Below are 19,867 nucleotides of genomic sequence, written 5' to 3'. Positions count from 1 at the left end.
CGCCCGGTGTGCCGGGCGGGGCGGAGCTCAGGACCTGGGGGCCCTGCGACCGGGTGAGGTCAGGCGCCCAGCGAGGCCAGGGCCTCGTTCCAGGTGGCGGAGGGGCGCATGACCGCCGCGGCCTTCCGCGGGTCGGGCTGGTAGTAGCCGCCGATCTCGGCCGGCTCGCCCTGCACCGCGTTCAGCTCCTCGACGATCTTCGCCTCGGCGCCGGCCAGCTTCTCGGCCAGCGGCGCGAACGCGGCGGCCAGCTCGGCGTCGTCCTTCTGCGCGGCCAGCTCCTGCGCCCAGTACAGGGACAGGTAGAAGTGCGAGCCGCGGTTGTCGATGCCGCCGACCCGGCGGGTCGGGGACTTGTCCTCGTTGAGGAAGGTCGCCGTGGCGCGGTCCAGCGTGTCGGCCAGGACCTGGGCCTTGGCGTTGCCGGTCACCTTGGCGAACTGCTCAAGGGAGGGGACCAGCGCGAAGAACTCGCCGAGCGAGTCCCAGCGCAGGTAGTTCTCCTTGACCAGCTGCTGCACGTGCTTCGGGGCGGAGCCGCCGGCACCGGTCTCGAAGAGGCCGCCGCCCGCCATCAGCGGGACGACCGACAGCATCTTGGCGCTGGTGCCCAGCTCCAGGATCGGGAAGAGGTCGGTCAGGTAGTCGCGCAGCACGTTGCCGGTCACCGAGATGGTGTCCTCGCCCCGGCGGAGACGCTCGAGCGAGAACGCGGTCGCCTCGACGGGCGCCATGATCTCGATCTGCAGGCCCTCGGTGTCGTGCTCCGGCAGGTAGGCCCGGACCTTCTCGATCAGCTTGGCGTCGTGGGCGCGCTCGGCGTCCAGCCAGAAGACGGCCGGGGCGCCGGTGGCACGGGCGCGGGTGACGGCCAGCTTGACCCAGTCGCGGATCGGGTCGTCCTTGGTCTGGCAGGCGCGGAAGATGTCGCCGGCCTCGACCGGCTGCTCCAGCACGACGTCGCCCTTGGCGTCGACCAGGCGGACGGTGCCCGCCTCGGCGATCTCGAAGGTCTTGTCGTGGGAGCCGTACTCCTCGGCCTTCTGCGCCATCAGGCCGACGTTCGGCACCGAGCCCATGGTCGACGGGTCGTAGGCGCCGTTGGCGCGGCAGTCGTCGATCACGGCCTGGTAGACGCCGGAGTAGCTGGAGTCCGGCAGGACGGCCAGCGTGTCGGCCTCCTGGCCGTCCGGACCCCACATGTGGCCGGAGGTGCGGATCATGGCCGGCATGGACGCGTCGACGATGACGTCCGAGGGGACGTGCAGGTTGGTGATGCCCTTGTCGGAGTCGACCATCGCCAGCGCAGGGCCGTCGGCGAGCTCGGCGTCGAAGGACGCCTTGATCGCGTCACCCTCGGGCAGGGCCTCCAGGCCCTTCCAGATGCCGCCCAGACCGTCGTTGGGGGAGAGGCCGGCGGCGGCCAGCTGCTCGCCGTACTGCGCGAAGGTCTTCGGGAAGAAGGCGCGCACCACGTGACCGAAGACGATCGGGTCGGAGACCTTCATCATCGTGGCCTTGAGGTGCACGGAGAACAGGACGCCCTCCTCCTTGGCGCGGGCGACCTGCGCGGTCAGGAACTCGCGCAGCGCGGCGGCGCGCATCACGGAGGCGTCGACGACCTCGTTCTCGAGGACCGGCACCGACTCGCGCAGCACCTTGGTCTCGCCGGAGGCGGTGACCAGCTCGATGCGCAGCGAACCCGCCTCGGAGATCACGGCGGACTTCTCGGTGGAGCGGAAGTCGTTCTCGCCCATGGTCGCGACGTTGGTCTTCGAGTCCGAGGACCAGGCGCCCATGCGGTGCGGGTGGTTCTTGGCGTAGTTCTTCACCGAGGCGGGGGCACGGCGGTCGGAGTTGCCCTCGCGCAGCACCGGGTTGACCGCGGAGCCCTTGACCTTGTCGTAGCGGGCGCGGATGTCGCGCTCCTCGTCGGTCTTCGGGTCGTCCGGGTAGTTCGGCAGCTCGTAACCCTGCGCCTGAAGCTCCGCCACGGCGGCCTTCAGCTGCGGGATGGACGCCGAGATGTTCGGCAGCTTGATGATGTTGGCCTCGGGCGTCTTGGCCAGCTCGCCGAGCTCCGCCAGGGCGTCCGGGATCCGCTGGTCCTCTCGGAGGTACTCCGGGAAGAGCGCGAGGATGCGGCCCGCCAGCGAGATGTCACGGGTCTCCACGGGGACACCCGCCTGCGCGGCGTACGCCCGCACGACCGGCAGGAACGAGTACGTCGCCAGGGCCGGCGCCTCGTCGGTGTGCGTATAGATGATGGTCGAGTCAGTCACCGGGTGCTCCGCTCCACGTCTGCAACATTGCTCGACATCAAGATATCTCGTGATCGGGGCGACGCGACCCCCGGCCCGCCCTTCGGTCCCCGGACGCGCCCGGACACACGCCGACGGCCGTGGCCCCGGGGCACACCCCGGGGTTACGGCCGTCGCCGTGCGGCGCCCGCGGTCAGACGCGCTGGTGCGGCATGGACGCCAGGTCCTCCCGTCGCACGGTGACGTCGTGCTGCGGCGGCGGCACGCCGATTCCCTCCGCCCGGAAGCGGCGGTGCAGGCGCTTGATGAACTCGTGCTTGATCCGGTACTGGTCGCTGAACTCGCCGACGCCCAGGATCACCGTGAAGTTGATCCGCGAGTCCGCGAAGGTGTGGAAGCGGATCGCGGGCTCGTGCTCCGGCACCGCGCCCTCCACGTCCTTCATCACCTCGGTGACGACCTCCGCGGTCACCCGCTCCACGTGCTCCAGGTCGCTGTCGTAGCCGACTCCCGCCTGGACCATGATCGTCATGTCCTCGCCGGGGCGGCTGAAGTTGGTCATGTTGGTGCCGGCGAGCTTCCCGTTCGGGATGATCACCAGGTTCTGCGACAGGTTGCGGATGGTGGTCTGCCGCCAGTTGATGTCGACGACGTACCCCTCCTCGCCGCTGGTCAGCCGGATGTAGTCACCGGTCCGCACGGTCCGCGAGGCGAGGATGTGGATCCCGGCGAACAGGTTGGCCAGCGTGTCCTGCAACGCGAGCGCCACCGCCAGACCACCCACCCCCAGGGCCGTCAGCAGCGGCGCGATGGAGATGCCCAGGGACTGGAGGATCACCAGGAAGCCCAGCGCCACCACCGAGACCCGGGTGATGTTCACGAAGATCGACGCGGACGAGGCCACCCCGGACCGCGACTGGGTGATCGCCCCGACCATCCCGCCCACCCCGCGGGCCACCGTCAGCGTCACCACGGTGATCATCACCACGGTCAAGCCCTGGTTGACCGTCCGGCCCACCACCCGCGTCAGCGGCAGCAGGGCCGCGGCCGCCGCGAGGCCGCCGAGCACCGCCGCCCACGGCACCATGGTGCGCAGCGCGCCGACGATCACGTCGTCGCCCTCCCAGCGGGTGCGTTCCGCGTGCCGGCCCAGCCAGCGCATCAGCATCCTCGCCAGCAGCGCCAGCACCAGGCCGGCGCCCACCGCGACGCCCGCGCGGATCAGGTCCTGCAACTCCAGCGCCCGGTTCACCGGACGTCTCCGGGGCTCGCCGCCGGACGGAGGGGGAGTCTCGTCACGTTGTCACCTGTTCGCATCTCCGGGGACGGTTCGGCCCGCCGCCCGGCCGACCGCGCGCCCGGGCGGGGCGCCCTCATCCTGCCGCACCCGGCCGACGCCCCGTCATCGGGCCTGCTCGGCAGGGGCCTTGGCCCCACGAACCGGCCCGCCGACCCCGCGGCGTGCGTCGACCGCGGGAAAGGCATTGACCTCGACCAAGCTGGAGGTTCTACCGTTCCGGGCATGAGTATGGAGACCACCGCCTGGACGCAGCTCCACAGCGTGATGAACGCCGACGAGCAGGCGCGCCACCGACCCCTCGCCCGCGCCACCCTGCGCCGCGTGGCCGCGTTCGCCCGCCCCCACCGCCGCCGGATCGCGCTCTTCCTGCTGCTCGGGGTGGCCACCGCGCTCCTCGCGGTGGCCGCGCCCGTCCTCGCCGGACACGTCGTCGACACGATCGTCTCCGGCGGCGACGAGAGCCGGGTCGTGCGCCTCGCCCTGCTGATCGCGCTGATCGCCGTGGTGGAGGCCGGCCTCGGCGTCCTCGCCCGCCGCCTGTCCGCCACCCTCGGTGAGGGCCTGATCCTCGACCTGCGCACGGCCGTCTTCGACCACGTGCAGAGGATGCCCGTCGCCTTCTTCACCCGCACCCGCACCGGGGCGCTGGTCAGCCGCCTCAACAACGACGTCATCGGCGCCCAGCGGGCCTTCAGCAACACCCTGTCCGGCGTGGTCAGCAACCTGGTCACCCTGGTGCTCACCCTCGCCGTGATGCTCACCCTCTCCTGGCAGATCACCCTGCTCGCCCTGGTGCTCCTGCCGGTCTTCGTGATCCCGGCCCGGCGCATGGGCTCGATGATGGCCCGCCTCCAGCGCGAGGCCGCCCACCACAACGCGGCCATGGGCACACGGATGACCGAGCGCTTCTCCGCCCCCGGCGCCACCCTGGTCAAGCTCTTCGGCCGCCCCGAGGAGGAGTCCGCCGAGTTCGCCGAGCGCGCCCGCCGGGTCCGCGACATCGGCATCCGCACCGCCACCGCGCAGTCCGTCTTCATGACCGCCCTCACCCTGGTCTCCGCGCTCGCGCTGGCCCTCGTCTACGGGCTCGGCGGCTGGTTCGCGCTGCGCGGCAGCCTGGAACCGGGCGCGGTGGTCGCCCTCGCCCTGCTGCTGACCCGCCTCTACGCCCCGCTCACCTCGCTGGCCGGCGCCCGCGTCGAGGTGATGACGGCCCTGGTCAGCTTCGAGCGGGTCTTCGAGGTGCTCGACCTCGAGCCGCTGGTCCGTGACCGCCCGGACGCCCGCGCCGTGCCGGACGGCCCGCTGTCCGTCGAGTTCGAGGACGTGCGGTTCGCCTACCCGTCGGCCGACAAGGTCTCGCTGGCCTCCCTGGAGGAGGTCGCCGCCCTCGACACCCGCGGCGGCGAGGAGGTCCTGCACGGCATCTCCTTCCGCGCCGAGCCCGGACAGACCGTCGCCCTGGTCGGCTCCTCCGGCGCCGGCAAGTCCACCGTCGCACAGCTGCTGCCGCGCCTGTACGACGCCGACTCCGGGGCGGTACGGGTGGGCGGCGTCGACGTCCGCGACCTCGGCGCCGCCTCGCTGCGCGGGGCGGTCGGCATGGTCACCCAGGACGGCCACCTCTTCCACGACACGGTCCGCGCCAACCTGCTGCTCGCGCGGCCCGAGGCCGGCGAGGACGAGCTGTGGGAGGTGCTGCGCCGCGCCCGCCTGGAGGACCTGGTCCGCTCCCTGCCCGACGGGCTGGACACCGTGGTGGGGGAGCGGGGGTACCGGCTCTCCGGCGGCGAACGCCAGCGGATGACCATCGCCCGGCTGTTGCTGGCCCGCCAGCGGGTGGTCCTCCTCGACGAGGCCACGGCCCACCTCGACAACACCTCCGAGGCGGCCGTCCAGGAGGCGCTCGCCGAGGCGCTCGAGGGGCGCACCGCCGTGGTGATCGCCCACCGGCTCTCCACGATCCGCGATGCCGACCTGATCCTGGTCGTGGAGGACGGCCGGGTCGTCGAGCGCGGCGGCCACGACGAACTCCTCGCCCGCGGCGGCCGGTACGCCGAGCTCCACCGGGCCCGCGGGGAGTCGGCCGCGCCGGTCGCCGAGGCGGCCGTCTGACCGCCGCGGGAGCCGGGGGCGGGACCTCCCGGGCGCCCGCCGGGCACCCCGGACCACCGGACGCCGTGTCCGCCGCGCGGTCCGACCGAGGGCCGGCTACGGCGTCCCGGGGTGCCCGGCGCGCGGCGGCTACGGCGTCCCGGAGTGTCCGGCGGGCGGCGGATACGGCGTCGGGGTGAGTGGGGCGGCCCGGAACGGGCAGGCGTGGAAGGAGTCCAGATGCCGGCGCGGCGCCGCCGGCGCCGACTGGATGGGAGACGAAGTCATGACCGAGCCGTTCCCCGCGCCCGGTCCCGCCCCCGACCCGGGGCCCGGACCGGACCCGTTCCCCGACCCCGTGCCCGAGCCCGGCCCCAATCCGGTGCCGGCGCCCGCACCGCCCGGACCGCCACCGCCGGGGCCGACACCCCCGCCACCGGGCCCCAGGCCCACGCCGCCCGGGCCGGGCCCCACGCCGCCGGATCCCGCCCCCGTCCCACCGGGGCCCGCACCCTCGCCCGTCCCGCGGCCGCCCGGACCGGAACCCGTGCCCGACCCGGAACCGGGCCCGCCGCGCTCGGGCAGGCCCGGGCTGTGACGTGAACCTCAGGGGCGTCCGGCGCTTTCGCGCCAGGCGCCCCTCCCGGCGTCCACCCGGGCATATTCGTCCGGCGATATCCGTCAACAGGGGGTTTACCGGCATCCGGACCGCCACAGGCGTCCGAATACCTTCTTGTGACCCTCTGTCACTGCGCTTACGTTCTGTGTCTCCTGCAGCGTGTCGAGGAGGCACCGATGGCCGCACGCGGCCGGCACCGCCGGTACCAGCCCAACAGACTCAACCGGGCGTCGCTCAGCGTCACCGCAGGTGGCGCGGGCCTCGCGCTCCCGCTGGTCGCCGCCGGCACCGCCGACGCCGCGGACGCGGCCACCTGGGACCGGGTGGCCGCCTGCGAGGCGAGCGGCGACTGGGACATCAACACCGGCAACGGCTACTACGGCGGGCTCCAGTTCAGCCAGTCCACCTGGGAGGCCTTCGGCGGCCGCGCCTACGCGTCGCGCGCCGACCAGGCCACCCGCGCGGAGCAGATCGCCGTCGCCGAGAAGGTGCTCAAGGTCCAGGGGCCCGGCGCCTGGCCGGTCTGCTCGCAGCGCGCCGGGCTCGCCCGGGGCGGCCCCGCCCCCGACCCCGGCAGCGGATCGGGCGGCACGGCGAGACCCGCGTCCGGGAAGAAGGCCGGCTCGGGCACTCCCGCCAAGGCCGGCGGCTCCGCCGCCGCGTCCGGCTCCGCGACGTCGGACTCCCGGTCGGGCGCGAGCGGCGACGACAAGAAGGACGTCCGGCCGCAGACCACGCCCCAGTCCCGGGCCGGCAAGGCCGACATGTACACCGTCGTCCGCGGGGACAGCCTCTCCGGCATCGCGGACGCCCGCGAGGTCCAGGGCGGCTGGCAGTCCCTCTACGAGGCCAACCGCTCGACGGTGGGCTCCGACCCCGACCTGATCATGCCGGGCCAGCGACTGCGGATGCCGGACACCGCCCGCCCCGGACCGCCCGCACAGCAGAAGCCGCGGAGCGGGGCCAAGGCCGGCGAACAGCGCACCGAGCAGAAGACGCCCCAGGCCAAGAAGCCCCGGTCCGAGAAGCCCGCCCCGCAGAAGACCGGGCAGCACAAGAGCGAGGGGAAGAAGACCGAGGCCCGCCCCGCCGCGACCCGCAACCGGGTGGCCCCCGTGGACGCCGCCCTCGGCACCGCCTACCGGGCCCACGGCTCCTCGTGGTCGAAGGGCTACCACACCGGCGTCGACTTCCCGGTGCCGACCGGCACCGCCGTGAAGTCCGTCGGCGCGGGACAGGTCGTCACGGCCGGCTGGGGCGGGTCCTTCGGCTACCAGGTGGTGGTCCGGCACGCCGACGGGCGCTACTCGCAGTACGCCCACCTGTCCGCGATCTCCGTACGGTCCGGTCAGTCGGTGACCGCGGGGCAGCGCCTCGGACGCTCCGGCTCCACCGGCAACAGCTCCGGCCCGCACCTGCACTTCGAGGTGCGCACCGGCCCGGGCTTCGGCAGCGACGTCGACCCCCTGGCCTACCTGCGGGCGGGCGGCGTCGCCATCTGAACGCGCTCCGGGCCGCGGCGGTCCCCGCCCGGCCCGGAACTCCCGTCCCACTCCGAGGACCCCTCGTCCGACGGCGTCCGGTCCGGGGCCGCCGGTTCCGCGGGCTCCCGCTCGCCGGACGCCTGCGCCGGCACCTCGGCGTGGGCGCGCCCCACCGAGAGCAGGACCAGCCCCGCCGCCGCGACCACGCCGCAGCCGGTGGCCAGCACCGCCCCCAGCGCGCCCATGCGGAACGACTCGCCGAACAGGACCAGACCCACGACCGTGGCGGCCACCGGGTTGACCACCGTCAGTGTCGCCAGCGGCGCGTGCAGGCCGCCGGCGTGGTAGGCCGACTGCGACAGCAGGAGGCCCGCCGCCGACAGGGCCACCACCGCCACGACCGAGGGCAGGCCCGACAGGACCAGCCCGTCGGACTGGTCGGCGGCCACCGCCTTGGTGAAGACCGAGCCGAGGCCGAAGGCGATGCCCGACCCGGTGGCCAGCGCGGCGGCCCGGACCGCCGGATGCGTGCCGGCGCCCTTCGCCACCGCCATCAGCACCGCGAGCACGACGGCGGTGACGACCACCAGCACGATCCGCTCGCCGCCCGTGGGCGTGCGGGTGCCCGAGCCGGAGACCAGCGCCAGCAGCCCCGCCAGCCCGGCGGTGGCCAGGAACGCCCCGCGCCAGGCCGTCCGGTCGCCCGCCGCGCGGCCCACGAAGAGTGCGGCCATCGGGAGCGCGAACACGATGGTCAGCGCGCCCATCGGCTGCACCACGCTGAGCGGACCGAGCGCCAGCGCGGCGACGTGCAGCCCCGCGCCCACACCGTTGAGCGCCACCGCCGCCCACCACACGAGGTCACCCAGCGGCAGGGAGCCGTTGCGGCGGACCGCGACGCGCTCCTGCACGATCGCCCCGCCGGCGTACGCCACGGCGGAGACGAGCGAGAGGACCACGGACCACATCAGGGGGCTCATCGGCCGCGCTCCGCGTGTCGCCGCGGCGTTCGTATCTGCTGCACGGACCACATCGTGCCGGTCATGCCCACCTCCGTCGTCGTACCGGAGGCGTTCTTCCGTCCTTCACGGGTCCTCCTGATGGTGGAGTACCCGGAAAGATCCGATCCTCCCCCGGACGGGTGACACGGCCTTGCTCCCACGGCAGGATTGGCAGGTCACAGGGCGGGGCACTCGGATCATGACCTAAGGGGTGGGTGAACCGGTGAGAGGAGCGGCGATGCGTCGTGGTGGGCCAACCGTACTCGGCATCGTGCTGGCGGGCGGCGAGGGCAAGCGACTGATGCCGCTGACGGCGGACCGCGCCAAGCCGGCCGTCACGTTCGGCGGGACCTACCGTCTCGTGGACTTCGTGCTGTCCAACCTCGTGAACGCGGACATCCGGCACATCGCCGTGCTGACCCAGTACAAGTCGCACTCGCTGGACCGCCACATCACCACCACCTGGCGCATGTCCAGCCTGCTCGGCAACTACGTCACCCCCGTGCCCGCCCAGCAGCGCCTGGGCAAGCAGTGGTACCAGGGCAGCGCCGACGCGATCCACCAGTCGCTGAACCTGATCCGCGACGAGGAGCCCGACTACGTCGTCGTCTTCGGCGCCGACCACGTGTACCGCATGGACCCCCGCGAGATGCTGCGCCAGCACATCGAGAGCGGAGCGGGCGCGACGGTGGCCGGCATCCGGGTGCCGCGCTCGGAGTCGTACCAGTTCGGCGTGATCACCCCGGCCGCCGACGGCCGCACCGTCGAGCGCTTCCTGGAGAAGCCGGCCGACCCGCCGGGCCTGCCCGACGACCCGGACTCCATCCTCGCCTCCATGGGCAACTACATCTTCACCACCAGCGTGCTGGTGGAGGCCCTGCACCGGGACGCCGAGAACGAGGACTCCGACCACGACATGGGCGGCGACATCCTGCCCATGCTCACCGCGAGCGGCGACGCCGCCGTCTACGACTTCAGCACCAACCACATCCCCGGCGAGACCAAGCGCGACCAGGGCTACTGGCGGGACGTCGGAACCATCGACGCCTACTACGACGCCCACATGGACCTGCTGGCCGACCGGCCGGTGTTCAACCTGTACAACCGCGACTGGCCCATCTACACCCACCACCCGATGCTCTCCCCGGCCCGCTTCAGCGCCGGCGGCAACGCCACCGAGTCGATCGTCAGCCCCAGCTGCCTCATCAAGGGCCAGGTCACGCGCTCGGTGCTCTCCCCGGGCGTGGTCGTCGAGCCGGACGCCGTGGTGCAGAACTCCGTGATCCACGACAACGTCCGCATCGGCCGGGGCGCCGTCGTCCGCAACGCCATCCTCGACAAGAACATCGACGTCCCGCCGGGCGCCACCATCGGCGTCAACCCGGAGCGCGACGCCGAGCTGTACACCGTCTCCGACAACGGCGTGGTGGTACTCGGGAAGGCGCAGCCGGTCCCCGCCCCCCAGTGACACCCCGTGTGACGCTCGACGCCTCCGCCGTCGCTCATTTGGCGGACGTCGGCGGCCCTCAGTATCCTCGCCACCTGGTGGGACAGAATCGCGACGACGATCCGCGACACGGCTCCCACCGCCTTCATGTGGGAGCCGCGCGGTCACTCGATCGAGCTACGCGGCTGAGCGAGTGACGCGAGGAACGCAGCGGCGATGACGGTGACGGACGACGGCCAGGGCACTGCCACGCACGACCTGGGGGAGAGCGGGAACGGTTCGGCGAGGATCCCCTCCCAGCAGGACCACGGCGCGGAGGACCGGGGCACGGAGGGCTGGGGTCCGGGCATCGACCCGGAGCGCCTGGCCGTCTGCCTGGGCGTGCTCGAGGAGCTCGACCGGATAGAGGTCGACCACCCCGACGCCGTCGCGGTCCGCCGCGCCACCTCGCACATCTACCGGACGGTCAAGCAGCGCCGCCGCCAGGAGCGCCGCGCCGCCAAGACCGCCCACGACCGCGCCGTCACCGAGGCCACCGCCACCGGCTCCGCGCAGCGCATCGACGACGAGACGGCCGGCGTCCTGCCGTCCTCCTCCGTCGACGAGGGACGCCGGATCGCCGGCGTGCTGCAGCGCCCCCGCTCCTGCTACACCTGCAAGGACCGCTACGTCGAGGTCGACTACTTCTACCACCAGCTCTGCCCGCGGTGCGCGGACGAGAACCGGTCCCGCCGTGACGCCCGCACCGACCTGACCGGGCGGCGCGCGCTGCTCACCGGCGGCCGGGCCAAGATTGGCATGTACATCGCGCTGCGCCTGCTGCGGGACGGCGCGCACACCACGGTCACCACCCGCTTCCCCAACGACGCCATCCGCCGCTTCAAGGCGATGCCGGACAGCGACGAGTGGATCCACCGCCTCGACATCGTCGGCATCGACCTGCGCGACCCCGCCCAGGTCGTCGCGCTGGCCGACTCGGTGACGGCCCAGGGTCACCTGGACATCCTGATCAACAACGCCGCCCAGACCGTGCGGCGCTCCCCGCAGGCCTACAGCGAACTGCTGGCCGCAGAATCGGCGCCGCTGCCGAAGGGCGAGCTGCCCGCCGCCCGGGTGATCGGCGCGTTCGGCTCCGGCGCCGTCGCCGCGCTGCCGGTCTCCGGCGGCGGGGCGATCAGCGCCCAGGACGTCACCGACCTCGCGCTGGTCTCCGGCTCGGCCTCGCTGGAGCGGATCGCCGCCGGCACCGCCATCGACGCGGGCGGTCTCGTCCCCGACCTGCACGACACCAACAGCTGGGTGCAGTCCGTCGAGCAGGTCACCCCGGTGGAGCTGCTCGAGGTCCAGCTGTGCAACTCCACCGCGCCGTTCATCCTCATCAGCCGGCTGCGCGAGGCGATGTCCGCCTCCCCGAACCGCCGGACCTACATCGTCAACGTCTCCGCGATGGAGGGCGTCTTCGACCGCGGCTACAAGGGCGCGGGACACCCGCACACCAACATGGCCAAGGCCGCGCTGAACATGCTGACGCGCACCAGCGCCCAGGAGATGTTCGAGAAGGACCGCATCCTGATGACGGCCGTCGACACCGGCTGGATCACCGACGAGCGCCCGCACCCGGACAAGGTGCGCCTGGCCGAGGCCGGTTTCCACGCGCCGCTGGACCTGGTCGACGGCGCGGCCCGGGTCTACGACCCGATCGTGCGCGGCGAGGCGGGCGAGGACCTGTACGGGGTCTTCATGAAGGACTACGCGCCCGGCAAGTGGTGACCCGGTCCGGGGCGGCCGGGAGGCGGCCGGCAGCCGGCCGGAGGGCCGGGGTGACTCGTCGGACGTGAGACGGTAACGCAAAGTTTTCGGCGCTATCGAGCGGGAGTCCGCTCATTTGGTTACTCTGGTGGTGACGGACGTCGCGGCGGGGCCGCACCTGCCCCCCACGGTCCGCCGCCGGACAGGCCGGGCACGCCGGTCTGCCCGAGAAGAGATGCCGGCGCCACCGCGCTCGAACGGCCTCCCTACCGACCCGCACCCGGGAGGCGCCCGGGCGCCGAGCACAACGACGGCGCCGCGCCTCGAGGGTGACCCAACATGAGGAGTGCGCGGTGACACCGGAGAAGACGACGTCCAGCACGATCGCGAGCGAGCGGCCCGTCGGCCGAGGCCCGGCCAACGGTGACGGCCCCCTGGGCAGCCTGGAGGTGTGGGCCCGTTCCGCGCCCATCAGGCTGGCCGGCTACGAGGACGACCTCGCCGAGCCCCACATCCTGCCCAGCGTCGACTGACGGCCGTCGGCGACAGCGACGCCGAACGGCACGACGCGGGAACAGCGACGCGAGAACAGTGCGGGGCGAACGGCGGCCGGGCCACCACCGGCCGCCGTTCGCCGTGTCCGGGCGGTCAGGACGGCCGGGTGGTCGGCAGGAATCAGGACAGCCGGGTGGGCGGCAGGAAGTCGCGCACGTACTCGCGCACCCAGTACACGCCCTCGGCGCGCCGCTCGGCACGGGTGGCGAACCGGTAACGGAAGAGCCGGGCGCGGATCCAGCGCGGCGGCGAGGTGGGCGGGAAGGGCGAGTGCCGCAGCAGCCGCAGTGTGTCCCGGTCGCCCTCGAGCAGTTTCTCCACCAGTGCCGTGAACCAGCGGGCCGGCACCGGCGACAGGGCCAGGAACCACATCAGCCAGTCCAGTCGCAGGTGGTACGGGGCGAACTGCCGCGGCCGGCGCCGCACGTCGCCCGGCTTGCCCCGGAACTCGTAGGCGCGCCAGTCGGAGTCGTGGCGCGGCCGCTCGTCGTCCGTCCCCTCCACCACCACCTCGTGCCGCACCCGGGTCACGCTGCCGAACGCCCCGTAGGTGTTGACCAGATGCAGCGGGTCGAAGGAGCGGTTCATCGCCTGACCGCGGGAGAGCAGGTTGCGCGCCGGTTTCCGGCTCAGCCACAGCAGCCCCGCGGCCACCGCGAGAACGGTGATCTCGTACCAGAGCGGTGCTCCCGGATCGCGGCGGGGCGCGGCGCCCCACGGCCAGGCGATCGCGGGCAGCGCGATCACCACCGTCAGCCAGTTGAGCCAGGCGAAGTTGCCCGAGGCGATCAGCCACAGCTGGGTGACGACCATGAGCGCGGCGGCCCAGGAGGCGACCGGCTGCGGGGTGAACAGCAGGAACGGCACCGCCAGCTGGGTGACGTGGTTGGCGGCCGCCTCCACCCGGTGCAACGGGCGCGGCAGAAGGTGGAACAGACGGCTCAGCGGCCCGGGCATCGGCTGCGTCTCGTGGTGGTGGTACAGGCAGGTGAGCCGGCGCCAGCACTCGTCGCCGCGCATCTTGATCAGCCCGGCGCCGAACTCCAGCCGGAAGAGCAGCCAGCGCAGCAGGAACAGCACCACCACCGGAGGGCCCACCTCGTCGTTGCCCAGCAGCACCGCGAGGAAGCCGGTCTCCAGCAGCAGTGACTCCCAGCCGAAGGCGTACCAGGTCTGACCGATGTTCACGACCGACAGGTACAGCGACCACGGGAGCAGCCACAGCAGCATCGACGCCCACAACGGCACCAGGTCGGCCGCTCCGGCCAGCAGGGCCGCCGAGACGGCGCACCCGGTCCAGGCGCAGGCGGCGAAGAGCCGGTCGGAGAAGCGCAGCCGGAACAGGGTCGGCGCCTGCCGCCAGGTCGTCCGCCTCAGGAACCGGGGTGCGGGGGTCAGGCCGCGCTCCCCGATCAGCGGCCGGAACTGCAGGGCGGCGGCGAGGAAGGCCACCAGGTAGACGGCGGCAAGGCCCCGCTGGAGGACCAGCCGGCCCGTCCAGTACTCCGGTGCGGTGAACCACTCCACGACCTCGCTCCTCCTTCCCGGCCGCCTCCGGGAGTCCCCGGGACCGGCCGGCCGTGACGCCCGCTTCCGTTTGCGTGACCGCACCCGACGCGGCAGACAATGGTGACGAAGTGCCCCGAACCGAGTGGGAGGACACCGTGCGCGCACCGATCAGGGTCGCCGTCGTCGCCTGCGCCGTGCCGCTCGCGCTGCTCGGCGCCTCGCCCGCGGGGGAGCGTACCGGCGGGAGCGACGCCGAGCGGGCCCCTGGACCGGAGCGCGGGGTCGTCGAGGGCGGGACGGTGTCAGGAGTGACCCCGGGCGGGGTCGCCGTCGTGGACGCGGAGAGCGTCTTCGGCAGCCCCACCGATGTCTTCGGTGGCTGAGCGGGGTCCCCGCCGGAGACGGGCCGGGGTGGAGAGCGATTCGAAGAAACGGACAAATGCTGGCAAGGTGGTCTCCATGGTTGATGGGGACGCCGAGGAGACGCTCCCGGAGGAGTGGCCCGCCGGCCCCGAGCCGATCCTGGCGCTCAATCGCATGGGCACCTTCGACTGGGACCTCGAGACGGACGTGTTCAGCATGGACGCCCGGGCCCACGAGATCTTCGACCTGCGCCCCGAGGAGTTCGACGGCACCGCGAACGGCCTCAGCCCCCGGGTGCCCTCCACCGAGGCCGTCCGCCTCGACGAGACGGTCACCCGGGCGATGAAGGGGGGAGCCGAGAACTACGGCGGCTACTTCCGGGTCCGGCGCCGCGACGGAAGCATGCGCTGGACGCACACCCAGGGCTACATCCGGCGCGACGACAAGGGCCGGCCCCGCCGCGTCATCGGCATCGTCCGCGACGCCACCCAGGAGCTGCGGGAGAGCGAGGCCCGGCTCGAGCAGGCCGTCGAGGACGAGGCGCGCCGCCGCCAGACCGACGTCGTCCAGGGCCTCACCGCCGCCCTCTCGGCCGCCCGCACCGTCCGCGACGTGCTGCGCGTGCTCGGCGAGGCCCACCAGCGGACCCCGCTGGGGGTCTCCCTGGTGGTCCTCGGCCTGGTGGAGGGCGACCGCGTCGTGCTGGTCACCGAGGAGCCCCAGGACGCCGTCCCCGGGGTCCGCATCACCCGGGTGGACGAGCCGTACCCGATGAGCGAGGTGGTCCGCACCCTGCAGCCCCGCTACATCGAGTCCGCAGAGGAGTTCGCGGTCAACTACCCGATCCTGTGGGAGAAACTGGTCCCCCTCCAGATCACCGCGGGCGCGTACCTGCCGCTGATCGCCGAGGGGAAGGCGGTCGGCGCCGTGGGCCTGCTCTACAGCGGCCGCCGGACCTTCACCCCGCAGGACAGGGCGCTGTTCGGCGCGCTCGGCGGGAGCGTGGCCCAGAGCCTGCAGCGCGCCATGCTCTACGAGCAGCAGATGGACCTCGCGCAGGGACTCCAGCAGGCCATGCTGCCCCGCACCATCCCCAGCGTGCCCGGCGCCGACATCGCCGTCCGCTACCGCTCCGCCGCCGCCGGGCGCGACATCGGCGGCGACTGGTACGACCTGATCCCGCTCCCCGGCGGCCGGGTCGGCGCCGTCATCGGCGACGTCCAGGGCCACGACACCCACGCCGCCGCCGTCATGGGCCAGCTGCGGATCGTGCTGCGCGCCTACGCGGCCGAGGGCCACACGCCGGGCACCGTGATGGCCCGCGCCTCCGTCTTCCTCCACGAGCTGGACACCGACCGCTTCGCCACCTGCCTGTACGCCGAGGTCGACCCGACCACCGGGGTGGTCAAGATGGTGCGCGCCGGTCACCTCGACCCGATCCTGCGCGGTGGCGACGGGACCTGCCGGCGGATCCCCGTCGAGGGCGGGCTGCCGCTGGGACTGTCCGCCGAGTTCGGCGCGCTCACCTACCCGGTCACCACCTTCGAGCTCTCCACCTTCCAGACGCTGGTGCTCTGCACCGACGGCCTGGTCGAGCTCCCGGGCGACGACCTCTCCGTCGGCCTGCGCGAGCTGATGGACTACATCGCGGAGGGCCCCGACGACGTCCGAGGGCTCGCCGACGCGCTGATCGACCGGGCCGACCGCAGGGGCGGCGACGACGACGTCGCCGTCCTGCTGCTGCGCCGCCGCGGCCCCGGCCGGCAGCGCAGCGGCGGGCAGTTGCGGCAGGAGGTCGTGCCCGGCGACCCGGACGCGCTCGCCGAGACCCGCCACATGATCCGCGCGGCGGTGCGTGCCTGGGGCACCGTGGAGCGGGCCGACGAGATCGAACTGGCGGCGGACGAGCTGATCACCAACGCCCTGATGCACACCGAGGGGTGTGCCACCGTCACCCTGCGGGTGCTGCTCGGGTCGCAGCGGCTGCTGAGGATCGAGGTGGAGGACACCTCCAGCGCCCTGCCGCACCGGCGCGACCCAGGCCCGGTGGGCATGAGCGGCCGGGGGCTGATGCTGGTCGACCTGCTCGCCGACAGCTGGGGCGTCGAGGCCCGCGGCGGCGGCAAGTGCGTGTGGTGCGAGTTCTCGATGACGTGACCCGAACCCGAGTAGGGCGGCGCCGGCCCGTCCCGCGACCCCCGTCCCGCCGCGTCGGCGCGGGCGGCCCGCGGCGCACCGTGGCAGGCTGGGGGTATGCCCGAACTGCCGGAGGTGGAGGCCCTCAGGGACTTCCTCCAGGACCACCTGGTCGGGCGGGAGATCACCCGCGTGCTCCCGCTCGCCGTCAGCGTGCTGAAGACCTACGACCCGCCGCCCTCGGCCCTGGAGGGGCGCACGGTGGCCGCGGTGCACCGGCACGGCAAGTTCCTGGACCTCGCCACGGCCGACGGAGGGCCGCGTCTGGTGACCCACCTGGCCCGGGCCGGCTGGCTGCGGTGGTACGACAGCCTCCCCGTCACTCCTCCCCGCCCCGGCAAGAGCCCGATCGCCCTGCGGACCGCGCTGGACGACGGACAGGGCTTCGACCTCACCGAGGCCGGCACGCAGAAGCGGCTCGCCGTGTACGTGGTCCACGATCCCGCCGAGGTCCCCGGCGTCGCGAGCCTGGGACCCGACCCGCTCGCCGACGACTTCGACGAGGCCCGGTTCGCCGGACTGCTGGCGGGGGAGCGGCGGCAGCTGAAGGGCGCGCTGCGCGACCAGAGCCTGATCGCCGGCGTCGGCAACGCCTACAGCGACGAGATCCTGCACGCCGCGCGGATGTCCCCGTTCAAGCTCACCGGTTCGCTGACGCCCGAGGAGACCCACCGGCTCCACGAGGCGCTGCGCTCGACGCTCACCGAGGCGGTGGAACGCTCCCGCGGGGTGGCCGCCGGACGGCTGAAGGCCGAGAAGAGGAGCGGCATGCGGGTGCACGGCAGGACCGGCGAACCCTGCCCGGTCTGCGGGGACACCGTCCGCGAGGTGTCCTTCAGCGATTCCTCGCTGCAGTACTGCCCCACCTGCCAGACCGGAGGCCGTCCACTGGCCGACCGGCGTCTGTCGCGCCTGCTCAAGTGACGCGGACCAGCACGTGACTCAGAACAGGTGGATGGCGAGGTGGCTGAGCGGCAGGCCCAGCTGCCAGGCCGGGGTCCACCGCTGCGGCCCGTCGTCCCCGGGCACCGGACCGCCGCCGGGCACCGCGTCCAGGTCCGGGGCGAGCAGCTCGGTCTCCTCCAGCCAGCGCCAGGCGGCCAGGGCCAGCCGCAGGTCCGGGCCCGGCAGGCCGCCCCGCTCGGCGGCCTGCCCGGTCAGCGCGTCCAGCCGCTCGCGCACCCAGTCCTGCCACGGCTGGTCGTAGGCGGTCAGGGAACGCCAGGTCTCCAGCCGGGTCACCACCTGGACGCCACTCAGCTCGCCCTCCAGGTCGGAGAGGAACACCGTCAGCGCCAGCGCCTCCCGCCCCGCCCGGTACTCGAACGAGGTCGGCGGCATCAGGTCCCCGGACCGCAGCAGCTCCTCGGCGATGTACTCGGCGTACAGCCACGCCATCGGCACCGTCAGCCCGTCGGGCTCCGCGCGTCCTTCTCCTGTGTCCACCATGACTGCCTGCCTTCCTCCGGCCGTCCGCAACGAACCGATGGGAACAGCCGATTACTCAACCATGGTCATCGGCAAGGCGCTTTAAGAAGGCTTGACCGTGACGTCGGTTTCACCGCAGGTCGGGTGCGTAGCCGGGAAGCACCCTTCGCAGGGCCCGCAAGGCATAGTACGCACGGGACTTGACCGTTCCGGCAGGTATGCCGAGCGCGTCCGCGGCCTCCGCGACGCTGGCGCCCCGGAAGTACACCAACACCAGGACGTCGCGGTGCTCGGGCGACAGCCGCCGCACCGCCTCGCGGACGTCCAGGGCGGCCGCCGACCGCTCCGCGTGGTCCGCGCACACCCGCGCGTTCTCCAGCACCGCGTCGCCCACCTCGGCGGGGCGCGCCTGGCGTGCCCGCCGGGCGTCGATGGCCAGTCTGCGGGCCACCGTGAGCAGCCAGGGGCGCACCGACTCGAAGGCGTCGTCGTGGAGCGCCGCGGGGTTCTGCCAGGCCCGGACCAGGGTCTCCTGGACCAGGTCCTCGGCTCGCTGGCGGTCGCCGTCGCACAGCCTGAGCAGCAGCGCGAAGAGGGGGCGCCCGTGCTCCCGCTGGAGCCGCGCCAGCTCGTGCTCGGCGGTCGTTCCTCGGTTCATGGTGGTCGTCGCGGCCGTCATGGCGGTATGGCACCGCACGTCGCGACGGCGAAACAGTGGGCGGGCGCGGATCTGCGGCGGACGGTCGAACGCGTCGCCGAGCGGTGCGACGAACGGTCGACCGGCGTCCGCCGAGCGACACGCCGTGTCCCGTGCTCCGCAAGGGTGCAATCACCCCCCGCCACGCCCATCCGGGATGCGACGAGCGTTGGGCCGCGCGACTGATTAATCATGAAATTGGATGAATTGCTCGACCGGCGTGGCGTGTCCCGCCGGAGCGCGCTGATCGCGGGGGCCTCCGCCCTCATGGCGGCGGGCACGGCGGGCGTCGTGTCCCTCTTCTCCTCCGATACGCCGCCCACCCGCACGTCGTCCGCCGGGGCCCCCTCGGCGGGGGCGGCGGGCGGGGCGCCCGGCCGTGCCGCCGGAGCGCGCGGCCGTGCCGCCGGAGCGGCCGCCGGCGTCGCCCGCTCGCCCGTCTCCTCCTCGTACCGCCTGAGCCCGCTGGCCGGCTTCGCCCCGCCCGCGGTGAAACCGGCCCGTACGCCGGTGCGCGACGAACCGTTCCTGAGGGTCGGCGGCCTGGGCCGCACCGTCGTCCTCACCTTCGACGACGGCCCCGACCCCCGCTACACCCCCGAGGTCCTGCGCACCCTGCGCGAACACCGGCTGCACGCCATGTTCTTCGTCTGCGGGAACATGGCCGAGGCCAACCCGGACCTGCTCCGGCGGATGACCGCCGAGGGCCACGTGATCGGCAACCACACCTGGTCCCACCCGCTGCTCACCCAGCTCTCGCGCTCCGCCGTGCGCGCCGAGATGGAACGCACCAGCGAGATCGTCGAGAAGTCCTGCGGGGTGCGCCCCGCATGGTTCCGCGCCCCCTACGGCGCCTGGAACCGGGAGGCCTACCGGTTCGGCGCGGAACTGGGCATGGAGCCGATGGCCTGGACCGTCGACACCCTCGACTGGCGCACCCCGGGCGTCGGGGCCATCGCGGCCACCGTGGAGAAGGAGGCCTCACCGGGCGCCGTGGTGCTCTCCCACGACGCCGGCGGCAACCGGTCGCAGAGCGTCCAGGCGCTGCGCCGCTACCTGCCCCGGCTGCTCGACGAGGGCTACCACGTCGCGGTGCCCCGGCGGCGCGCGGTCTGACCGGGCGTAGGACGACGGTGGGCCGGGACGAGCCTCCGCGCGTAACGG

Annotated in this window: 15 protein-coding genes; 9 read left to right on the top strand and 6 right to left on the bottom strand. The window is 73.3% G+C overall.

All coding sequences use genetic code 11. The annotated features are described in order from the left end of the window. Positions 1-59: 59 nt before the first annotated feature. The gene (locus tag ACFRAV_RS29275; RefSeq protein ID WP_382559986.1) at positions 60-2,282 is read right to left on the bottom strand and encodes an NADP-dependent isocitrate dehydrogenase; all 2,223 of its coding nucleotides are present in this window, start codon (positions 2,280-2,282) and stop codon (positions 60-62) included. 172 nt (positions 2,283-2,454) lie between these two features. Then, complete coding sequence (locus tag ACFRAV_RS29270) at positions 2,455-3,513, bottom strand: mechanosensitive ion channel family protein (RefSeq protein ID WP_382559983.1); 1,059 nt, start codon at positions 3,511-3,513, stop codon at positions 2,455-2,457. A gap of 270 nt (positions 3,514-3,783) precedes the next feature. Here ACFRAV_RS29270 and ACFRAV_RS29265 point away from each other — a divergent pair, with 270 nt between their 5' ends. Together ACFRAV_RS29265 and ACFRAV_RS29260 are read left to right on the top strand one after the other, a co-directional pair. Further along, entirely contained in the window at positions 3,784-5,676 is a 1,893-nt protein-coding gene (locus ACFRAV_RS29265; RefSeq protein ID WP_382559980.1) for an ABC transporter ATP-binding protein, read from the top strand. A gap of 774 nt (positions 5,677-6,450) precedes the next feature. Further along, positions 6,451-7,776 carry a transglycosylase family protein gene (locus ACFRAV_RS29260; protein ID WP_382559976.1) on the top strand — a complete coding sequence of 442 codons (1,326 nt, stop codon included), beginning with the start codon at positions 6,451-6,453 and terminating at the stop codon, positions 7,774-7,776. Here ACFRAV_RS29260 and ACFRAV_RS29255 read toward each other — a convergent pair. Continuing rightward, positions 7,746-8,738, bottom strand: a complete 993-nt coding sequence (locus ACFRAV_RS29255; protein ID WP_382559974.1) for a DMT family transporter — start codon at positions 8,736-8,738, stop codon at positions 7,746-7,748. The two genes, ACFRAV_RS29260 and ACFRAV_RS29255, sit on opposite strands and share 31 nt — an antisense overlap. Positions 8,739-8,997: 259 nt before the next feature. On the opposite strand from ACFRAV_RS29255, the gene glgC reads away from it, so the two are divergent. The 3 genes from glgC (at position 8,998) to ACFRAV_RS29240 (ending at position 12,488) form a co-directional block, all read left to right on the top strand. After that, positions 8,998-10,227, top strand: a complete 1,230-nt coding sequence (gene glgC, locus ACFRAV_RS29250; protein ID WP_382559971.1) for a glucose-1-phosphate adenylyltransferase — start codon at positions 8,998-9,000, stop codon at positions 10,225-10,227. Positions 10,228-10,422: 195 nt separating this feature from the next. Beyond that, positions 10,423-11,976 (top strand): SDR family NAD(P)-dependent oxidoreductase, encoded by a 1,554-nt coding sequence (locus ACFRAV_RS29245; protein WP_382559968.1) that lies wholly within the window; start codon positions 10,423-10,425, stop codon positions 11,974-11,976. 332 nt (positions 11,977-12,308) lie between these two features. After that, positions 12,309-12,488, top strand: coding sequence for a hypothetical protein (locus ACFRAV_RS29240; RefSeq protein WP_382559965.1), 180 nt, complete (start codon positions 12,309-12,311; stop codon positions 12,486-12,488). Between the two features lie 142 nt (positions 12,489-12,630). On the opposite strand, the gene ACFRAV_RS29235 is transcribed toward ACFRAV_RS29240, so the two are convergent. Continuing rightward, a complete protein-coding gene (locus ACFRAV_RS29235) occupies positions 12,631-14,037 on the bottom strand; it encodes a lipase maturation factor family protein (RefSeq protein WP_382559961.1) in 1,407 nt (468 codons plus the stop codon). Positions 14,038-14,147: 110 nt separating this feature from the next. Here ACFRAV_RS29235 and ACFRAV_RS29230 point away from each other — a divergent pair, with 110 nt between their 5' ends. The 3 genes from ACFRAV_RS29230 (at position 14,148) to ACFRAV_RS29220 (ending at position 17,502) form a co-directional block, all read left to right on the top strand. Continuing rightward, the gene (locus ACFRAV_RS29230; RefSeq protein WP_382559958.1) at positions 14,148-14,402 is read left to right on the top strand and encodes a hypothetical protein; all 255 of its coding nucleotides are present in this window, start codon (positions 14,148-14,150) and stop codon (positions 14,400-14,402) included. A gap of 76 nt (positions 14,403-14,478) precedes the next feature. Further along, positions 14,479-16,539, top strand: a complete 2,061-nt coding sequence (locus tag ACFRAV_RS29225; RefSeq protein ID WP_382559956.1) for a SpoIIE family protein phosphatase — start codon at positions 14,479-14,481, stop codon at positions 16,537-16,539. 96 nt (positions 16,540-16,635) lie between these two features. After that, positions 16,636-17,502: an Fpg/Nei family DNA glycosylase gene (locus ACFRAV_RS29220; protein WP_382559953.1), complete on the top strand. Its 867-nt coding sequence runs from the start codon at positions 16,636-16,638 to the stop codon at positions 17,500-17,502. Positions 17,503-17,520: 18 nt separating this feature from the next. Here ACFRAV_RS29220 and ACFRAV_RS29215 read toward each other — a convergent pair whose 3' ends face one another. Further along, positions 17,521-18,027, bottom strand: a complete 507-nt coding sequence (locus tag ACFRAV_RS29215; RefSeq protein ID WP_382559950.1) for a hypothetical protein — start codon at positions 18,025-18,027, stop codon at positions 17,521-17,523. A gap of 109 nt (positions 18,028-18,136) precedes the next feature. Beyond that, a complete protein-coding gene (locus ACFRAV_RS29210) occupies positions 18,137-18,685 on the bottom strand; it encodes a sigma-70 family RNA polymerase sigma factor (protein ID WP_351115174.1) in 549 nt (182 codons plus the stop codon). Between the two features lie 210 nt (positions 18,686-18,895). Between ACFRAV_RS29210 and ACFRAV_RS29205 the strand changes: the two genes are divergently transcribed. Then, the gene (locus ACFRAV_RS29205; RefSeq protein WP_382559946.1) at positions 18,896-19,819 is read left to right on the top strand and encodes a polysaccharide deacetylase family protein; all 924 of its coding nucleotides are present in this window, start codon (positions 18,896-18,898) and stop codon (positions 19,817-19,819) included. Positions 19,820-19,867 lie beyond the last annotated feature (48 nt).

The sequence above is a fragment of the Streptomyces sp. NPDC056600 genome (assembly GCF_042792855.1).
Classification (GTDB): Bacteria; Actinomycetota; Actinomycetes; order Streptomycetales; family Streptomycetaceae; genus Streptomyces.
Note: the sequence above shows the minus strand (reverse complement) of the source record. Positions and strands in the feature narration are given on the sequence as shown.

What these genes read in the sequence shown, in the direction of transcription:
- ACFRAV_RS29220 (WP_382559953.1), top strand. Translation starts at nt 16,636, where the DNA reads ATGCCCGAACTGCCGGAGGTGGAGGCCCTCAGGGACTTCCTCCAGGAC.
- ACFRAV_RS29255 (WP_382559974.1), bottom strand. Translation starts at nt 8,738, where the DNA reads ATGAGCCCCCTGATGTGGTCCGTGGTCCTCTCGCTCGTCTCCGCCGTG.
- ACFRAV_RS29225 (WP_382559956.1), top strand. Translation starts at nt 14,479, where the DNA reads ATGGTTGATGGGGACGCCGAGGAGACGCTCCCGGAGGAGTGGCCCGCC.
- ACFRAV_RS29210 (WP_351115174.1), bottom strand. Translation starts at nt 18,685, where the DNA reads ATGACGGCCGCGACGACCACCATGAACCGAGGAACGACCGCCGAGCAC.
- ACFRAV_RS29260 (WP_382559976.1), top strand. Translation starts at nt 6,451, where the DNA reads ATGGCCGCACGCGGCCGGCACCGCCGGTACCAGCCCAACAGACTCAAC.
- ACFRAV_RS29215 (WP_382559950.1), bottom strand. Translation starts at nt 18,027, where the DNA reads ATGGTGGACACAGGAGAAGGACGCGCGGAGCCCGACGGGCTGACGGTG.
- ACFRAV_RS29265 (WP_382559980.1), top strand. Translation starts at nt 3,784, where the DNA reads ATGAGTATGGAGACCACCGCCTGGACGCAGCTCCACAGCGTGATGAAC.
- ACFRAV_RS29205 (WP_382559946.1), top strand. Translation starts at nt 18,896, where the DNA reads ATGAAATTGGATGAATTGCTCGACCGGCGTGGCGTGTCCCGCCGGAGC.
- ACFRAV_RS29245 (WP_382559968.1), top strand. Translation starts at nt 10,423, where the DNA reads ATGACGGTGACGGACGACGGCCAGGGCACTGCCACGCACGACCTGGGG.
- glgC (WP_382559971.1), top strand. Translation starts at nt 8,998, where the DNA reads ATGCGTCGTGGTGGGCCAACCGTACTCGGCATCGTGCTGGCGGGCGGC.